Genomic DNA, 17,168 nt, shown 5'->3' with positions numbered 1-17,168 from the left:
GCCGTCGCCGGCGCGCCCTCAGTGTTCGTGTCTGAACCGTCTAGAAACGCTTCTGTAGCTCGATCCCGAAGGTCCGAGGCGGGATGAACGAAACGCCCTGCGTGATCAGGCCACGGTTCGGGCCTACGTTGCTCAGGGTGCCGCCCCCCATACCGACTTGGCCGAGGTTGTCGGTGAGGTTCTTCACGAACCCGATCACTGTGATGTCGCCGTCCGCATTGTTCCAGATCGCCCGCAGGTCGATCTGCTCCCACGCCTTGGCCTTGTTGTAGTAGCGATTGAAGACCGAATAGTACGTCTCGGAACGCCAGACGTAGCTGGCGGAGGTCGTCAAGCCGCCCCCGAACAGGTTCTCGATCGTATAGTTGACGTTCAAGGCAACGCGGTGCGGCGTCGAGGCGCCGAGGGTCTGGCCAGCCAGGTCCTGCACCTTGTTGGTCGGGGTGAAACCCGGATCGGTCGGGACGGGCTGGGCGCCGGGCTGAATGGCCAGGGGATCTTCCGGATCGAGGAAGCAGCAGCCCTCGTCCACCTTGGCGTCTAGGTAGGCGTAGGTGAAGTTGACCTGCAGGTTGTCAATCGGCTGCCAGATCGTCTCCAGCTCGAAGCCTTTAATCGTAGCCTTCGGCAAGTTGGTATAGAAGCTCTGGTTGTTTTGGGTGAACTCGTTGAACGCGCTCATCACGGCCTGGATGTCCGTGTAGCCATACCAGAATGCGGAGACGTTTGTCTGGAAGTTGCCGAAGAAAGTCTTCTTGGCGCCGACTTCGAACGCGTCGACTTTCTCCTCGGTGGTGGTGACCAGCGGGCTCAGTGTCGTGGTCGCCGAGTTGAAGCCACCCGCCTTATAGCCGCGGCTGTACTTGCCGTAGACGAGGGTGTCGGGATCGGGTTTCCAGTCGAGGCCCAGGGTGCCGCCCCAGCCTTCCCAGCTGTTCTTCAGCACCCGTGTCCGCAGGCCAGTGCCGGGATCCACGAACGGGTTGACGATCTGCGACGGATCGAACGGCGTGCCGTTGGGGCGCAGAGTGCCGGTGCCGACCGCCAGGCTGGTGAAGTCCAACGGACGGCCGGTGGTGCGTGAGAAGACGGCGGGGCAGGCGGCGCTGGTGCCCAGGAAACAGATCAGGCGTGCGCCTTCGACAACCGTCTTCTCGTCCCAGGTGTAGCGCAGGCCGGCGTGCAGGACGAAGGTTTCGCCGAAGTCCCAGTCGAGCTGGCCGAATACCGCATAAGATTCGCTGCGGGTGTCGGAGTCGGCGATCGCGTACGTGCGGTTCGGGTTGGCCGGCGTGGGTCCGCCAGTCGAGGCCAGCAGCGGGGTCTCGAAGCGGGCGTCATCACGCACCCGGGCGTCCGTGGGCGTGTAGTTGGACTCTTCGCGGAACTGGAACAGGCCCAACAGCCAATGACGCGGGCTGTCGCCGGTCGAGGCCAGGTTGATTTCGTTCGAGAACCACACCGGTTCTTCATTGTAGATGTTGTAGAGCGCCGGGAAGATGGTGGTGCCGGCAGTCGGCACGATCTGGGTCGAGGTGCCCGCAAGTCCGCCTGGAGCGCCAACCGTGCAGGTGGCGGTGCCGGGCAGAGGCGTGCCAGGCGGGCAGGGCGGCCGCAGGGTGTACGGCGTCGACCTCGCGGTGCCGTCAACGTCCGTCTGCAGGCGATAGTTGTACCACGTCCGGCCGGTCACGTAGCGAACGTCCCAGCCTTCGAGGTGCAGGTTCGCGTGGAGGATGTAGGTCTCTGAGTCGATGTTGATCTGGTTCGGCGTATCGCTCTCGAAGCATCGATCGCAAATGCTGCTCGCCACCGGCGAGGTGTTGTTGAACTGAGCCCATGACGACCCCGGCGTGGTGCTCGGGAACACGCTGGTGGGCGCGTTGATGTTCGTGACCATCGCGGTGTTACGGGCGCCCCAGGTCACACCCTGGCGGCCGCCGGCCCCGCGGCCGAGCGCGTCCCACTTCGTCTGCTCGCGCTTGAAATACCAGTCGAACTTGTCGGTGATCTCACCCTCGAGGCTGAACTCGTAGTTCCAGACGGTGCCGCGGCCGCCCTCGGAGGGCCCGCCCCCAACGTTGGTGTAATACCCCTCGGCCTGATCAAGCCAGGCCCCGGCGAAGCGGCCGCGCATGCCCCAGAAGAGCGGCCCGCCAACGGTGGCCTCGTATTGCTGGTAGTCATAGTTTTGCCAGCCGGCCCTGACTTCGGCCTCGAACTCGTCCGTCGGACGCTTGGAGATGAAGTTGATGGCGCCGCCGATGGCGTTGCGGCCGTAGAGGGTGCCCTGCGGGCCGCGGAGCACTTCCGTCCGCTCGACGAAGATCGTCGACTTGTTCGCGTTGTACACGGACGAGGTGTAGAAGTTGTCGTTGTACATCGCCACGCCGCCTTCGGAGGCGCGGTTGTTGGTCAGGCGGCCGATGCCCCGCATGGTGAGGCGGTCGTTGCCGGTGTTGTAGGCCAGGCCCGGCGTGAAGTTGGTCAGGTCCTGCGCCGAGGTGATCCCCAGCACTTCGCGCCGCTCGTCGGTAAAGGCGGTGATGGCGACCGGCACGTCCTGCAGCGACTGCTCGCGCTTTTCCGCGGTCACCACCAGCTCTTCAATCGTGGTGCCCGACTGGGCCTGGGCGAAGGCGGCGGTCGCCGCCATGGAAGCGCTCACAAGCGCGGTCATCGCCAGAAGGCGGCGTTTAAAGAGCATGGTTCCTCCCCAAAGGACTGAAATGACGCTTGTTGTTCGCGCTTGGAGGAACCCTGCTGCGCTGCGGCGCGGGCGTCAACCGTCGCATAACCGCGATCACATTTCGCAGGCGTGTCAAAAGCCGGCAGTGGCCGCCAAACCACATATTCAAAGTCGCGGCGCCGACATTGGGGCTCCTGCCGTTGCCGGCGCCCATAGAAAAGGGGCGCGCCGCGAACGGCGCGCCCCCCAAAGCTGCAGTCCTGCGACGGACTAGAAGCGGTACTGGACCTCCACGCCGAACTGGCGCGGGGGGATGTAGGAGAGCGACTGGTTGACGAAGCCGTTCAGCGGTCCCGGCGAGGTGATCCGCGATGCGCCTGCGCCCACCTGGCCGTTCTCGTCGAAGACGTTCTTCACGTAACCGATGACGGTGACGTTGCCGTCCTGCTGGTTCCAGAGCGCCCGCAGGTCGACCTGATCCCAGGCCTTCGCGCGGTTCTCTTTGGTGTTGAAGACCGAGTAGTAGGTCTCCGAGCGCCACACGTAGCTGCCCGACAGGGTCAGGTCGCCGCCCACCAGGTCCTGGATCGTGTAGTTGGCGTTGAAAGCCACGCGGTGGGGCGTGGAAGCGCCCAGCGTCGCGCCCGACAGGTCCTGCAGGCCGAGCGTCGGACGATCCGGATCCTGGTAGCAGCCAAGGCCGGTCGCCTTGTTGCAGCCGGCGTCGTCCACCGTCGCGTCGAGGTAGGCATAGGTGACGTTCAGCTGCAGGTTGTCGATCGGCTGCCAGATCGTCTCCAGCTCGAAGCCCCAGATCGTGGCTTCGGGGAAGTTGACGTACAGCGCCTGGTTGGTGCCGAGGATCGGGTCCGGGGTCGACATGACCGCCTGAATGTCCTTGTAGGCGTAGTAGAAGGCCGAAGCGTTGGCCTGCAGGTTGCCCATGAAGGTCTTCTTGGCGCCGACTTCGAAGGCGTCGATCTTTTCGGAGTCCGTCGTCACGCTCGGCGACAGGGTGGTCGTCGCCGAGTTGAAGCCGCCGGCCTTATAGCCACGGCTGTACTTGGCGTAGACCAAGGTGTCCGTGTCGGGCTTCCAGTCCAGGCCCAGGGTCCCGCCCCAGCCCGACCAGTCGGACTGGAGGACCCGGTAGACGAAGCCTGTGGTGGGGTCGAACGTGGGGTTGACGATCTGCGAGGGGTCGACCGGCTTGCCCGCGTTCGGGTTGGGCTGGCCGTTCGGCAGGGTCGCCGGCTGCAGGGTGCTGGTGCCCACCGCCAGGCGGGTGAAGTCCAGGGCCGCGCCGCCGGTGAGGTTGGTCACCGCCGCCGGGCACGCCGGGCTGGGGGCCGTGCGGCAGATCAGGCGAGCGCCTTCAACCACCGTCTTGCTGTCCCAGGTGTAGCGCAGGCCGGCGTGCAGGACGAACTGCTCGCCCAGCTCCCAGTCGGTCTGGCCGAAGATGGCGTAGCTGTTGCTGCGCGTCTTCGAGGTGGCGACCGCATAGGCGCGATCGGCGTTGGGCGCAGCCGGGAGACCCGTCGTGGCGACGCGAGGCGCGCCGAAGAAGGGGTCGTCCGGCGCACGGGCGTCGATCGGGGTGTAGTTGGACTCTTCGCGGAATTGGTAGAGGCCGAGCAGCCACTGGGCCGGACCGTCGCCAGTCGAGGCGAAGTTCAGCTCGTTGGAGAACCAGGTCGGCTCTTCGTTGTAGAGGTTGACCAGGCGCGGATAGAGGGTGGTCCCGGCCGCCGGCACGAAGAACGACGGCGCACTGCAGACGCCCGCCGCGTTCGGCGTGGACAGATAGGGCAAGCCGGTCGGGTTACAGGCCGACGGGGTGATCACGTTGGGCGTGGCGCGGGTGATGTTGATCGGCGCAGATCGCGCCGTGCCATCCACGTCGGTCTGCAGGCGGTAGTCGTACCAGGTGCGGCCGCCGACGTAGCGCACGTCGAAGCCGTCCAGGTGCAGGTTTGCGTGCAGGATGAACGTCTCGGAGTCGATGTCGATCTGGTTGGGCGTGTCGGCTTCGAAGCAGCGGTCGCAGAGCGAGCTCGCGAGCGGGCTGGTGTTGTTGAAGTTCGCGTACGCCGCCGTCGGCGTGCTCGCGCTCGCCAGGAACAGCTGCTGGGCGGTCGGCGTGACGCCGACGGTGACCCCCTGGCGTCCGCCGGCCCCGCGGCCGAGCGCGTCGGTATTGAACTTCTGGTAGCGCGCCCACCAATCGAACTTGCCTTCGAACAGCTCGCCGTCGAGTTGGGCGTCGATGTCGTAGACCGTGCCGCGGCCGCCTTCCGACGGGCCGCCGGCGACGTTCTTGTAGAAGCCTTCGCCCTGCTCGAACCAGGAGCCGCCGATGCGGCCGCGCAGCGCTTCGCCGAGGATCGGGCCGGACATGGCGAACTCGAACTGCCGGGTGTCGTAGTTGGCGATCTGGCCCCGGACCTCGGCGTAGAACTCGTCGGTCGGGCGCTTGGCGATGAAGTTCATCGCGCCGCCGATGGCGTTGCGGCCGTAGAGGGTGCCCTGCGGACCCCGCAGCACTTCCGTCCGGTCGATGAACAGCGAGGAGCGCGACGCCGAGTAGACCGACGAGGTGTAGAAGTTGTCGACGTACATGGCCACGCCGCCTTCGGAGGCGCGGTTGTTGGTCAGGCGGCCGATGCCGCGCATGGTCAGGCGGTCGTTGCCGGTGTTGTAGCTCAGGCCCGGCGTGAAGTTGGTCAGCTCCTGGGCATTGGTGATGCCCAGAACTTCACGGCGTTCGTCGGTGAACGCGGTGATGGCGACCGGCACGTCCTGCAGCGACTGCTCGCGCTTTTCGGCCGTGACGACCAGTTCCTCGATGGTGTTGCTCGACTCGTCCTGAGCCAGGGCGGCAGTGGCCGTCAGCGACGCGCTCACGAGCGCGGTCATCGCCAGAAGGCGGCGGCGGAAATTCATGAATCACTCCCAAAAAAATCTTGGCCGGCTCGAAACGAGAGCGCGGGCGCCGGACGCTGATAAGGAGCGCTTCGGGCGGTCAACGGCCGCCTCTGCAGTGGACGTGGTAAATTCATAAAAACGGTATTGGCGGCTCTGACAGTTGCCGCAAAGACGCACTTTTTGACCCAACTGAACGAGGTTCAGTGTTCGCGGTTACGTCAAAAACGGCGGGGTCAGCCGACCGTCAGCACGATTTTGCCCAGGTGCGATCCGCTCTCCAGGTGCGCGTGGGCCTGCGCCGCCTGCGTCAGGGGGAAGGTGCGGTCGACCTGCGGCTTCACCTTGCCGGCCGCGATCCAGGGCCACACGACCCGCTCGACTTCGGCCGCCAGCCGGGCCTTCTCGTCCGCCGGGCGCGGCCGCAGGGTGGAGCCGGTGACCACGGCGCGCTTCTGCATCAGCCGCCAGATCTGCAGGGCGACCTCGCCGCCCCCCAGGCTGGCGATGAAGACGATGCGGCCGCCGGTCTTGAGGGCGTCCAGCTCCTTGGCGAAGTAGTCGCCGCCGACCATGTCGAGGACGACGTCGACGCCGCCCTCGCGCTTGGCGACCTCGGCGAAGTCCTCCGCCGTCACGTCCACGGCCACGTCGGCCCCCAGCCCCCGGGCCGCCTGGGCCTTGTCGGCGCCCCGCGCCGTGGCGATCACCCGGGCGCCGGCCGCCTTGGCCATCTGGATGGCGGTGACGCCGATGCCCGAGGTGGCGCCGTGCACCATCAGGGTCTCGCCGGCCTTCAGCGCGCCGTGCTCGAAGACGTTGGCGTAGACGGTGAAGACGGTCTCCGGGAGGCTGGCGGCCTGAACCAGGTCAAGTCCGTCCGGGATCGGCAAGGCGTGCCGGGCGTCCACGACCGCATATTCCGCATAACCCCCGCCGCCCAGCAGGGCGCAGACGCGGTCGCCCGCCCTCCAGCGGCCCGCCGCCTCGACCACCTCGCCGGCGACCTCCAGGCCCATGGTCTCGGGCGCGCCCGGCGGCGGCGGATAGCCCCCCATGCGCTGCAGGATGTCCGGGCGATTGATGCCGGCCGCAGCCACCTTGATCAGGATCTGCCCGGCGGAGGGCTGCGGGCGGTCGATCTGCACGGGCTTCAGGGCCTCGGCGGGGCCCTTGCCGCCCTCCACCGCGATGGCGGTCATCGTTTCGGCCATGGGTGTGTCCCTCGTGATCTTGCGTCCGCGCGCCTAGCGCGGTTGGATAGCCACATAAGCGGGGGCCGGCCAAGGAGGCTCGCGAAAGACATGGAAGAACCGGCGGAAATTCGTCTCGGCCGCGGCCAGCGGCTGCTCGAGGCCGTCCGTGAGGACCTGGACCTGTTCGGCGTCGCCGAGCTGGAGGAGCGCATCGAGGTGCTGCAGTCCGAGATCGCCCGGGTGCGCGCCCAGATCGAGCGCAAGCGGGCCGGACGGGCGGCGGCGGACGCGCTCTTTTCGTCGCGTCCCGCTTGAGGCGGACTTGCGCTATGACCCTTGGCACAACGGTTGCACGGCCGCGCAGGACATGATGCGCGCGTTCAACTGCAGGAAAGCCGGGGCTAAGGTAACAAGATGAACGATGTCGTCGCGGCCCCCTGGCGCGCCCACGTGATCCAGGACTTCGCCCGCTCGGAGCTGTTCGAGCGGACCTTCGAGGAAGGCATGGCCCTGGTCGAGGAGACCGCCGCCTACCTCGATGGCGCGGGGCGCCAGGAATCCAAGCTGCTGTCCCGCAACGCAGCGCTCGCCTACGCCTCGGAAAGCATGCGGCTTACGACCCGGCTGATGCAGGTGGCCTCGTGGATGCTGGTGCAACGGGCGGTGCGCGAAGGCGACATGGACCCGGAAGCCGCCTGCGAGGACCGCTACCGCCTGGCTGCCGAGGAGGTGTGCCGCGGGGCGCCGGCGGAGGCGCCGGAAGAGGAGCTCCCGCCCGGGCTGCTGGCGCTGCTGGCGCGCTCGGAGAAGCTCTACGAGCGGGTCCGCCACCTGGACCGGCGGATGTATGTCGAGGGCGTCGACACCCCGGCGATCGCCAGCCCGGTGCTCTCGCAGCTCGACCGGCTGAAGACGGCGCTCGGCGGGTTCTGAGCGCCGATCTCAGGACAAAGAAAAACGCCGCGGATCGCTCCGCGGCGTTTTCGTTTTCCGGATCTGGCTGCCGCCTATTTCCGCGTGAACGCGCCGAACTTGGCGTTGAAGCGCGATACGCGCCCGCCGCGGTCCATCAGCTGGTGACCGCCGCCGGTCCACGCCGGGTGGGTCTTCGGGTCGATGTCCAGGTTCAGCGTCGCGCCTTCCTTCCCGTAGGTGGAGCGCGTCTGATAGGTGGTGCCGTCCGTCATCACCACGGTGATGAAGTGGTAGTCGGGATGGGTGTCTTGTTTCATCGGAGCGGCCAAACTGATGCGGCCGCCTGCGAGGGCGGCCTTGAAGGAAGCGCGCGTATAGCCGAAACCCGCCCCCGCATGCAAGATGTGAGCGTATGAGCGAGCCGGGGACGGATGTCGCGGCCCGTGGACGGCCGAGCGCGGGGCAGACCCTCGCCCAGACGGTCTCGGAAGCCGCCGAGCGCCGGGCCCGCAGCCGCAATGTCGGTGCGCTGCGCCGGCTGGCGCCCTACGCCCGCATGCATTGGGGGGATGCGAGCCTCGCCGGCGTCTTCCTGATCCTGTCGTCCAGCGCCACCTTGGGGATCACCGGGGCCGTGCGGCTGCTGGTGGACAACCTGACCAGGCCCGGCGCCATGGAGGGCGCGGCGGCGGCCGGCATGGACCGTTGGTTCCTGCTGATGGCCGCCGTGGCGGTCGGGCTGGCCCTGGCCACGGCGCTGCGGTTCTTCTTCGTGACCAAGTTCGGGGAGCGCGTGGTCGCCGACCTGCGGATCGCGGTCTACCGGCACATCCTCACGCTCGATCCGGCCTTCTTCCTCTCCACGCGGACGGGGGAGGTGCTGTCGCGGCTGACGACCGACATCCAGATCGTCGAGAGCCTGGTGGGCACCTCGATCTCGATGGCGCTGCGCAACCTGCTGACCCTGATCGGCGCGTTGATCCTGCTGGTGATCGTCAGCCCGAAGCTGACCGGAATCGTCCTGCTGACCTTCCCGGTGATCATCGCCCCGATGTTCCTGTTCGGCCGGCGGGTGCGCAAGCTCACCGCCACCACCCAGGACCGCTTCGCCGAGGCGATCGGCTTCGCCGGCGAGAGCCTGGATGCGCTGGAGACCGTGCAGGCCTTCGGGCGCGAAGGCTTCGCTGCCGCCCGGTTCGGCCGCGCCGTGGAGGCGGCGTTCGGCAAGGCGCTGCAGCGGATCACGGCCAGGGCGGTGATGACGGCGATGGTCATCGTGCTGGTGTTCGGCGGCATCGTCGGCGTCTTCTGGCTGGGCGTGCACGCGGGCCTCAGGGGCGAGATGAGCTGGGGGGCGCTGTTCCAGTTCGCATTCCTGGCCTTCCTGGCCGCGGGCGCGGTGGGGGCGCTTGGCGAGACCTGGGGCGACGTGCAGAAGGCGGCCGGCGCCATGGAGCGCATCGGCGAGCTGCTGGACGCCCGACCCGGGGTGGCCGCGCCGCCGAAGCCCACGCCGCTGCCGGTCCCCGCGCGGGGGGAGGTGGCGTTCGAGGATGTGACCTTCGCCTATCCCGGGCGTCCGGACCTGCCGGCGCTCAAGGGCTTCTCGCTATCGGTGAAGGCCGGCGAGCGGGTGGCCCTGGTGGGCCCCTCCGGCGCCGGGAAGAGCACGGTCTTCCGCCTGCTGCTGAGGTTCTACGATCCCCAGGCGGGCGTGATCCGGGTGGACGGCGTCGACCTGCGCGAGGCCGACCCGTCGCACGTGCGGGCGCGCATGGCCCTGGTGGCCCAGGACTCCCCACTGTTCTCGGGCTCCGCGGCGGAGAACATCCGCTTCGGCCGCGAGGCGGCCTCCGACGAGGAGATCCGCGCCGCCCTGCAGGCCGCCCAGGCCGAAGCCTTCCTGGCGGCCCTGCCGCAGGGCCTGGACACGCCGGTCGGCGAGCGCGCGCGGGGCCTCTCCGGCGGCCAGCGCCAGCGGCTGGCGATCGCCCGCGCCCTGATCCGCGAGGCTCCGATCCTGCTGCTCGACGAGGCGACCAGCGCGCTCGACGCCGAGAACGAGCGCCTGGTGCAGCGGGCGCTGGATCAGGCGATGCAGGGCCGCACGACCCTGGTCATCGCCCACCGCCTGGCGACGGTGCTCAAAGCCGACCGCATCGTGGTCATGGACGAGGGCCGCGTGGTGGAGGAGGGCACCCACCAGGAGCTGGTGGCGAAGGCCGGCCTCTACGCCCGCCTGGCCGCCTTGCAGTTCGGCGAGGCCGCCTAGCCGCGGGCCTGGACGGCGAGTGCGGGGAAGTCGCTGAACACCCCGTCCACGCCGGCCGCGTAGATCGCACGCAAGAGGGCTTCGGTGTCGCCGTGCTCCGCCGCGGCGGTCCCGCGCTTAAGCTTCGGGGGCAGGAAGGCGTTTTCGGCGCGCACGGTCCAGGGATGCACCTGAAGCTTTGCGGCGTGCGCCCAGGCGACCAGCTGGGTGGGCGGGCCGAGGCCGCCGTCGACGATCGGCACCACCAGCGGCCACTCGGGGCCAACCCCATCGGCGAAGGCGGCGATGGCCTTCAGGCCCTCGGGCGACTTCACGTCCACGGGCGCGGGGCCCTGGCCCACCAGCATCACCCGCCGCGCGCGGCAGATGCTCAGCAGCGTGCGCAGCGGCCCCGGCTCAAAGCACTGCACGAAGACCGGGGCGGTGGGGCTGTTCAGGTCGTTGCGCGCGAGCAGGGTCGTGAGCCGCACCTCCATGTTCAGGCCGATGCGGCTGAAGTAGGTCGGGTGCTTCATCTCCGGATAGAGGCCGATGGTGCGCCCGGTCCGGCGGGTCTCGGCCCTGGCGAGGTCGATCACCTCCTGGAAGGTCGGGATCGCCTCCTGGCCGTCGAACGTCGCGCTCCCCGGCCGCAGCGCCGGCAGCCGCTCGCGGGCGCGCAGGGTCTTGAGTTCCGCCAGGGTGAAGTCCTCGGTGAACCAGCCCTCGACCTTCTGGCCGTCGATGTCCTTGGTCGTTTTGCGGGCGGCGAACTCAGGCCGCTTCGCCACGTCCGTGGTGCCGGAGATCTCGTTCTCGTGGCGGGCCACGAACTGGCCGTCGCGGGTCAGCACCAGGTCGGGCTCGATGAAGTCGGCGCCCTGCTCGATGGCCAGTTTGTAGGCCATCAGCGTGTGCTCAGGCCGCAGCCCACTCGCGCCGCGGTGCGCGATGACGAGAGGCTTCGGCTTCGGCTGGGCGAGAACCGGAGTGGCGGCCAGGGCGGCGGCTCCGGCGAGCGCAGTGCGGCGAGTCAGGTCCATGGGCGGACCTTAGCCCGATTATTTGGCGGCGCGCAGACGGTCCAGCAGCAGGGGGTGGATCTCCAGGTTGCCCGCGCAGACCGAGCCGGCCGCCACCACGTCCGTCCCGCCCTCGGCGTCGGTGACCTTGCCCCCGGCCTCCGAGACCAGCAGCGAGCCCGCCGCGATGTCCCAGGCCTGCAGGTCGCGCTCCCAGTAGCCGTCGTAGCGGCCGGCCGCGACCCAGGCGAGGTCGAGCGCTGCTGAGCCGAAGCGGCGGACGCCCGCCACCCGCTGGCTGAGCTGGTGCAGCTCCTTGAGGAACCGGGCGTGGCTGCCGTGGCCGAGGTAGGGGATGCCGGTCGCCAGCAGCGCCTCATCCAGCCGCGAACGGCCGGCCACGCGCAGGCGCTTGTCGTTGACGAAGGCGCCCTTGCCCTTCTCGGCCCAGAACAGCTCGTTGGTGACCGGGTTGTAGGTCACCGCGGCCACCACGGCGCCCTCGCGCTGCAGGGCGATGTTGATGGCGAAGTGCGGGATGGCGTGCAGGAAGTTGGTGGTGCCGTCCAGCGGGTCGACGATCCAGGTGTGGGTCTTGTCGGTGCCCTCGATCATCCCGCGCTCTTCGCCCAGGAAGCCGTAGCCGGGCCGCGCCTTGGTGAGCGCCTCGAAGATCACCTGTTCGGCGCGCAGGTCGGCGGCGGAGACGAAATCGGCCGGCGCCTTCTTGGCCACCTGCAGCTCGCCGATCTCCCCGAAGTCGCGGTTGAGCCCGCGCGCCGCCTTGCGCGCGGCGTCGCTCATCACCTTCAGGAGGGCCGACTGGGTGCTCACGGTGTAAAAGATCTCGTCGCGCTTTAGAGGGCGCGGAACCTAGTGGCGGGGCGGGATCGGCGCAATGGGGATGAACGAAGGCAAGATGTGGGAGGCGCGCTGCGCCTGCGGAGAGCTGTCGATCCGGCTGGCGGGCGATCCGCAATACGTATCGAGCTGCTGCTGCCAGGCCTGCCAGCGACGGAGCGGCAGCTTCTATGCGGTCACCGCCTTCTTCGCGCACGACCAGGTGCTGGAGCAGCGGGGCCCAAACACCGTGTTCCGTCGGATCGGCGACAGCGGGAAGCCACTGGACTTCCACTTCTGCCCGAGCTGCGGGTCGACGGTGTGGTGGGAGCCCGGCGCGCGGCCGGACCGCATTGCGGTGGCCGGCGGCTGCTTCGCCGACAAGAGCTTCCCCTCGCCGCAGCGGCTGATCTGGACCGAGGAGCGCCACCCCTCGATCTGCGTGGCGGACGACCTGCCGACGTTCGAGCGGGCGCCCTCCTAGCCGCGGTCGGCGAGGCCCAGGGCGATCTCCTCGTTGAAGCGCTTCACCGCGGCGGCGGGCCCCTCGGCGTGGCTCCAGATCCCTGCCGAAACCGCCAGGAAGTCCGCGCCGGCGGCGGCGAGCCCACGGGCGGTGTCCACCGTGATCCCGCCGATCGCGACGCAGGGGACCAGCATGTCGGCCTGCCAGCCGGTGAGCAGCTCGGGCTCGGCGCGGGTCGGCGCGTCCTTGGTCCTCGTCGGGAAGAAGGCCCCGAAAGCCACGTAGTCCGCGCCACCCTCGGCGGCCTCCATCGCCAGGTGCAGGCTGTCGTGGCAGGTGACCCCGACCATGGCGTCCTTGCCCATGATCCGGCGCGCCTCGGCGAGCGGCGCGTCCTCCTGGCCCACGTGCACGCCGTCGCAGCCGAGGCGGGCGGCGAGGTCGGGCCGGTCGTTGAGGATCACCGCCACCCCGCGGGCCTGCGCGATGGGCGCGAGCGCGTCGACGGCTGCGGCGATCACCTCGTCGGGCGTGTCCTTCAGCCGGATCTGCAGGGCCGCCACGTCGCCGGCGTCGAGCGCCTGGGCCAGCAGGTGGCCGAAGCCGGCCAGGTCTTCGAGCCGGGGCGGGGTGATCAGGTAGAGGCGGCAGAGCGGCGGAGCCATGCTCCCTTATGCCTAGATGATGAGCGCTCTCAACCCATAGGCCACGGCCGCGGTGGCCGCGGACCCGGCGATGGCCAGTCCCACGAACCAGGCGAGCCGCTTCCAGAGCGGGGGCAGGGGGGCGCCGGGCTCCGGCGGCGGCTCAATGATAGCCCGCATCGGCGCTCACCTTGCCGCGGAAGATCCAGTAGACCCAGACGGTGTAGCCGAGGATGGCCGGGAGCAGGATCGCCACGCCGACCAGCATGAACGCGAGCGCATTGTCGGCCGAGGCCGCCTCCCGGAAATCCATGTCGTACGGGACGATGTTCGGGAAGAACCCGGCGGCGAGCCCCAGGTAGCCGGAGAAGAACACCGTGAAGGCGCCCACGAACGGCCAGCCGTGCGAGCGGCGCCTCAAGCCGATCGCCAGCACCGCCAACCCGAGCACGCCAACGAGCGGGATGGGGGACAGCATGGCCAGCCTGCCGAGGTCGAAGACGCCGTCCTCGAAGCCCCAGCGCGCGGCGATCCGCGGATGCACCACGAGCGTCGCCAGGCTTACCGCCGCCAGCAGGATCGCCGTCGCCGCCGCCGCGATCCAGGCCCAGCGCCGCGCGCGGCCGTGGAGCTCGTCCTGCGTCTTCCAGATCAGCCAGCAGGCGCCGAGCAGGGCGTATCCGGCCAGGAGTCCTGCCGCCACCAGCAGGGTGTAGGGCGTCAGCCAGTCGAAGCGGCCCCCGGCGAACCGGCCGTTCTCCAGCGTCACCCCCTGGATGAAGCCGCCCAGCACCAGCCCCTGGGCGAGGGTTGCCAGGATGGAGCCCGCCGCGAAGGCGGCGGTCCAGAACCGCTTGCCGCGCCGGCGGCCCCTCAGCCGGAACTCGAACGCCACGCCGCGCAGGATCAGCGCCAGCAGCATGATCAGGATCGGGATGTAGAGCGCCGGCATCAGGGCCGCGTACGCGTAGGGGAAGGCCGCCAGCAGGCCGCCGCCGCCCAGCACCAGCCAGGTCTCGTTGCCGTCCCAGACCGGCGCGACGCTGTCCATCATCACGTCGCGCTCCTGCGGCGAGCCGGCGAAGGGGAAGAGGATGCCGACGCCGAGGTCGAAGCCATCCAGCAGCACGTACATCAGGACCGCGACGGCGATGATCCCGGCCCAGATCAGCGGCAGGTCGAGGCTCATGTACGCTCCTTGGGCCGGTCCTCCGGATCGCCCGGCGCGGCGCCCAGGGCGTACCCGGGTGGGCGCGGCTTCAGCGGCGGCTCGGTGTCCTGCGCCGGGACCGGCTGCGGGCCCTCGGCGATCAGCCGCAGGATGTAGAGCACGCCGGCCGAGAAGATCACCGCGTAGACGATCAGGAAGGCCAGCAGCGATCCCGAGACCTCGCCACCGGTGATCGGCGAGACCGCGTCGCGGGTGCGCAGCACGCCGGTGATCACCCAGGGCTGCCGGCCGACCTCCGCCACGATCCATCCGGCGATCACCGCCACGAAGCCCATCGGCGACATCAGGATGGCGGCGCGCAGGAACAGCGGCCGGTTCTCCGGCCCGCCGCGCCAGATCAGCCATGCGCCCCAGAGGCCGAGGCCGATCATCGCCAGCCCCAGGCCCACCATCACCCGGAACGCCCAGAAGACGATGAACACCGGCGGCCGGTCCTGCGGCGCGAACGACTTCAGGCCCTTGATCTCGGCGTCCGACCGGCCCGCCACGATCCAGCTGCCGATCTTCGGGATGGAGATCTCCCAGCGGTTCCTCTCGGCCCCGCGGTCCGGCCAGGCGGCGATGTGGAAGGCCTGTTCGGTGCGGGTCTCCCAGAAGGCTTCGATGGCGGCGAGCTTCGCGGGCTGCACCTCCAGCACCTCCTTGCCGGAGAGGTCGCCGACCACGAGCTGCAGCGGGGCGACTACGGCGAACATGCCGATCGCCATGCGCAACGCGATGCGCGACTCCGCGTCCTCCCGCTCCTTCAGCAGTCGCCAGGCCGAGGCTCCCCCGACCACCAGGGCGGTGGTCAGGAAGGCGGCCAGCAGCATGTGGGCGAGCCGCTCCGGAAAGGTGTCGGTGAAAACCACCTGCCAGAAGTCGGTGGCCCTGAGCGTGCCGTCCGCCAGCCGCTCGAAGCCCTGCGGGTACTGCATCCAACTGTTGGCCGCGATGATCCAGAACGCGGAGATGATGGTGCCGATGGCCACCAGCGAGGTGGCGGCGAAGTGCAGGCGGGGTCCCACCTTGCGCCAGCCGAACAGCATGACGCCCAGGAAGCTCGCCTCCAGGAAGAAGGCGGTCAGCACCTCGAAGGCCAGCAGCGGTCCGATCACCGGCGACGCCACCGCCGAGAACTCGCTCCAGTTGGTGCCGAGCTGGTAGCTCATCACCACCCCCGTCACCACGCCCATGCCGAAGGAGATCGCGAAGATCTTCACCCAGAAGAGGTAGAGCGTCTTGAACGCGTCCTTCTTCGTGAACAGCCACAGCCCCTCGAGCACGGCCAGGTAGCTCGCCAAGCCGATGGTGAAGCTCGGGAAGATGATGTGGAACGCGATGGTGAAGGCGAACTGCAGCCGCGACAGCAGTAGCGCGTCGAAATCCATGACCCGTGGCCTCGCGGGCGCCGCAGCGCCGCTCCCGGCTTCCAAACGTCCGGGCGCGCCCTTCAGTGCATAGCCAGCTCAATTGCTAAAGCGACGGTTTCTCACGAACTCCGCGCCCCAGAGCGGAACCATTCAGTTGCGAATGACTTGCATCCGCGTTCGCAACTGAGTAGATGTGTCTGCGAAGGTCAGGAGCCAACAAGGCCCATGTACGTCTGCAACTGCAACGGCATCCGGGAGCGTGAGGTCCGCGCGGCGATCGCGGCGGGCGCCAGCCGTCCGGCGGAGATCTTCAAGGCCTGCGATTCCAAGCCCCAGTGCGCCCGCTGCGTCTGCGACATGCGCGAGATGCTGCAGGAAGAGCGCGAGATGCTGCGCTACGCGGCCGAATAGGGCCTCTGCCGCGCCCGTTTCAGCGAGCGCAAATCACTTGCAAACATAGGCTTTGACAGCCTCCGCGGGCGGGCCGAGTTTCCGCGCCTGTCCATCCAGCGGAGGCATATCGTGCAAGGCGACAAGGCGATCGTCCGGCTCCTGAACCAGGTGCTCACCAACGAGCTGACGGCGGTCAACCAGTACTATCTGCACGCCCGGATGTACGAGAACTGGGGCTTCGCCAAGCTCGGGAAGATCACCTACGAAGAGTCGATCGGGGAGATGAAGCACGCCGACAAGCTCATCAAGCGCATCCTCTTCCTGGAAGGCCTGCCCAACCTGCAGGACCTGCACAAGCTGCGCATCGGCGAGAGCGTTGGAGAGGGCCTGGCGGCGGACCTCGAAGTGGAGGCTGGCGGACGGCAGCTGCTGGTGGACGGGGTGAAGCAGTGCGAGCTCGCCCAGGACTACGTCTCCCGCGACCTCCTGGCGGAGATCCTCCGCGACACCGAGGAGCATATCGACTTCCTGGAGACTCAGCTCAGCCTCCTCAAGAGCTTGGGCGAGCCCAATTACCTGCAGAGCGCCATGGGCGAGCTCGGCGACGAAAGCTGAGCCGGAACCAAGGGTCCGGTTCCCGACTTTCGAAAACGAGGGATGTCAGGGAGGCCGCGATGCCCGCCGAGACCTATCCGCCTGCGCCTGGATTTTCGGTGCGCCCGGTGCTGACCGGCGTCGCCATCGCCGCGGGCGCAGTGGCCGTCTCGGCGCTGCTGGCCCGCAGCCTGGCGCCGCCCGAGGACAGCTATGAGGTCTACTCCGACTACGACGCGCCAGCGGCGAAGCTCGAGAAGCCGCAGCGGAAGCTGTTCGGCCTGGTGTGGGCGCCGGCCTTCCTGGTGCTGACGCTGTCGGGCCTGCGCCTCTGGTTCGCGCCGCGCAGCCGTCAGCGCACCGAGGCGCTGACGCTCTGGGGCCTGACCCAGGCGATCAACGCGGTCTGGATGGCGCTTGGCCCAGCCCGGCTCGGGGGCCGGCTCGCCACCGCGGTGGCCTCGCTGGGCGCCGCCGGCGCCTACGCCTGGCGCGCGCACCGGGTCGACCTCAGCGCGGCGCGCATGGCCGCGCCCTACCTCGCCTGGTTACCGAGCACGGAAGCCAAGCCGGCCAAGGTCACCGTCCACTAGGCAAGGCGAGCGGCCGCTTCTAGGCTCCCCCCAAGAAAGACAAGCCTTTGGGAGAGG

Annotated in this window: 17 protein-coding genes; 7 read left to right on the top strand and 10 right to left on the bottom strand. The window is 68.8% G+C overall.

Going from position 1 to position 17,168, the window contains the following annotated elements; genetic code table 11:
* Positions 1 to 40 precede the first annotated feature (40 nt).
* The 3 genes from VIL76_RS12215 to VIL76_RS12205 form a co-directional block, all read right to left on the bottom strand.
* Entirely contained in the window at positions 41 to 2,656 is a 2,616-nt protein-coding gene (locus VIL76_RS12215) for a TonB-dependent receptor (protein ID WP_332045309.1), read from the bottom strand.
* 303 nt (positions 2,657 to 2,959) lie between these two features.
* The gene (locus VIL76_RS12210; protein ID WP_332045308.1) at positions 2,960 to 5,635 is read right to left on the bottom strand and encodes a TonB-dependent receptor; all 2,676 of its coding nucleotides are present in this window, start codon (positions 5,633 to 5,635) and stop codon (positions 2,960 to 2,962) included.
* A gap of 215 nt (positions 5,636 to 5,850) precedes the next feature.
* Entirely contained in the window at positions 5,851 to 6,828 is a 978-nt protein-coding gene (locus tag VIL76_RS12205; RefSeq protein WP_332045307.1) for an NAD(P)H-quinone oxidoreductase, read from the bottom strand.
* 90 nt (positions 6,829 to 6,918) lie between these two features.
* Between VIL76_RS12205 and VIL76_RS12200 the strand changes: the two genes are divergently transcribed.
* Positions 6,919 to 7,125: a DUF1192 domain-containing protein gene (locus VIL76_RS12200; protein WP_332045306.1), complete on the top strand. Its 207-nt coding sequence runs from the start codon at positions 6,919 to 6,921 to the stop codon at positions 7,123 to 7,125.
* A gap of 99 nt (positions 7,126 to 7,224) precedes the next feature.
* On the top strand, positions 7,225 to 7,743 hold the full coding sequence (locus VIL76_RS12195) for a DUF1465 family protein (protein WP_332045305.1): 519 nt from the start codon (positions 7,225 to 7,227) through the stop codon (positions 7,741 to 7,743).
* Between the two features lie 74 nt (positions 7,744 to 7,817).
* Here VIL76_RS12195 and rpmE read toward each other — a convergent pair whose 3' ends face one another.
* On the bottom strand, positions 7,818 to 8,042 hold the full coding sequence (gene rpmE, locus VIL76_RS12190) for a 50S ribosomal protein L31 (protein ID WP_332045304.1): 225 nt from the start codon (positions 8,040 to 8,042) through the stop codon (positions 7,818 to 7,820).
* A gap of 95 nt (positions 8,043 to 8,137) precedes the next feature.
* On the opposite strand from rpmE, the gene VIL76_RS12185 reads away from it, so the two are divergent.
* A complete protein-coding gene (locus VIL76_RS12185) occupies positions 8,138 to 9,997 on the top strand; it encodes an ABC transporter transmembrane domain-containing protein (RefSeq protein WP_332045303.1) in 1,860 nt (619 codons plus the stop codon).
* Here VIL76_RS12185 and VIL76_RS12180 read toward each other — a convergent pair.
* Positions 9,994 to 11,019, bottom strand: coding sequence for a glycerophosphodiester phosphodiesterase (locus VIL76_RS12180; RefSeq protein ID WP_332045302.1), 1,026 nt, complete (start codon positions 11,017 to 11,019; stop codon positions 9,994 to 9,996). The genes VIL76_RS12185 and VIL76_RS12180 overlap by 4 nt on opposite strands.
* An 18-nt stretch (positions 11,020 to 11,037) precedes the next feature.
* Entirely contained in the window at positions 11,038 to 11,832 is a 795-nt protein-coding gene (locus VIL76_RS12175; RefSeq protein ID WP_332045301.1) for an inositol monophosphatase family protein, read from the bottom strand.
* A 70-nt stretch (positions 11,833 to 11,902) separates the two neighbouring features.
* Here VIL76_RS12175 and VIL76_RS12170 point away from each other — a divergent pair, with 70 nt between their 5' ends.
* Entirely contained in the window at positions 11,903 to 12,322 is a 420-nt protein-coding gene (locus VIL76_RS12170) for a GFA family protein (protein WP_332045300.1), read from the top strand.
* Here VIL76_RS12170 and thiE read toward each other — a convergent pair.
* Genes thiE through VIL76_RS12150 form a run of 4 tightly spaced genes read right to left on the bottom strand, consistent with a single transcriptional unit; the run spans position 12,319 to position 15,549 of the window.
* Positions 12,319 to 12,969 (bottom strand): thiamine phosphate synthase, encoded by a 651-nt coding sequence (gene thiE / locus VIL76_RS12165; protein WP_332045299.1) that lies wholly within the window; start codon positions 12,967 to 12,969, stop codon positions 12,319 to 12,321. The two genes, VIL76_RS12170 and thiE, sit on opposite strands and share 4 nt — an antisense overlap.
* Positions 12,970 to 12,981: 12 nt before the next feature.
* A complete protein-coding gene (locus VIL76_RS12160) occupies positions 12,982 to 13,128 on the bottom strand; it encodes a hypothetical protein (protein WP_332045298.1) in 147 nt (48 codons plus the stop codon).
* Positions 13,112 to 14,137, bottom strand: a complete 1,026-nt coding sequence (gene cydB / locus VIL76_RS12155; RefSeq protein WP_332045297.1) for a cytochrome d ubiquinol oxidase subunit II — start codon at positions 14,135 to 14,137, stop codon at positions 13,112 to 13,114. Before cydB ends, VIL76_RS12160 begins: the two co-directional genes overlap by 17 nt.
* Complete coding sequence (locus tag VIL76_RS12150) at positions 14,134 to 15,549, bottom strand: cytochrome ubiquinol oxidase subunit I (RefSeq protein WP_332045296.1); 1,416 nt, start codon at positions 15,547 to 15,549, stop codon at positions 14,134 to 14,136. Before VIL76_RS12150 ends, cydB begins: the two co-directional genes overlap by 4 nt.
* A gap of 207 nt (positions 15,550 to 15,756) precedes the next feature.
* Between VIL76_RS12150 and VIL76_RS12145 the strand changes: the two genes are divergently transcribed.
* The 3 genes from VIL76_RS12145 to VIL76_RS12135 all read left to right on the top strand — a co-directional run bounded on the left by VIL76_RS12145 (position 15,757) and on the right by VIL76_RS12135 (position 17,111).
* Positions 15,757 to 15,942 (top strand): (2Fe-2S)-binding protein, encoded by a 186-nt coding sequence (locus VIL76_RS12145; protein WP_332045295.1) that lies wholly within the window; start codon positions 15,757 to 15,759, stop codon positions 15,940 to 15,942.
* A 111-nt stretch (positions 15,943 to 16,053) separates the two neighbouring features.
* Positions 16,054 to 16,539, top strand: a complete 486-nt coding sequence (gene bfr / locus VIL76_RS12140; RefSeq protein ID WP_332045294.1) for a bacterioferritin — start codon at positions 16,054 to 16,056, stop codon at positions 16,537 to 16,539.
* 59 nt (positions 16,540 to 16,598) lie between these two features.
* Entirely contained in the window at positions 16,599 to 17,111 is a 513-nt protein-coding gene (locus VIL76_RS12135) for a TspO/MBR family protein (protein ID WP_332045293.1), read from the top strand.
* Positions 17,112 to 17,168 lie beyond the last annotated feature (57 nt).

It is taken from the genome of Phenylobacterium sp. (genome assembly GCF_036563285.1).
Classification (GTDB): Bacteria; Pseudomonadota; Alphaproteobacteria; order Caulobacterales; family Caulobacteraceae; genus Phenylobacterium.
This window is presented reverse-complemented; position numbering and strand designations above follow the sequence as displayed.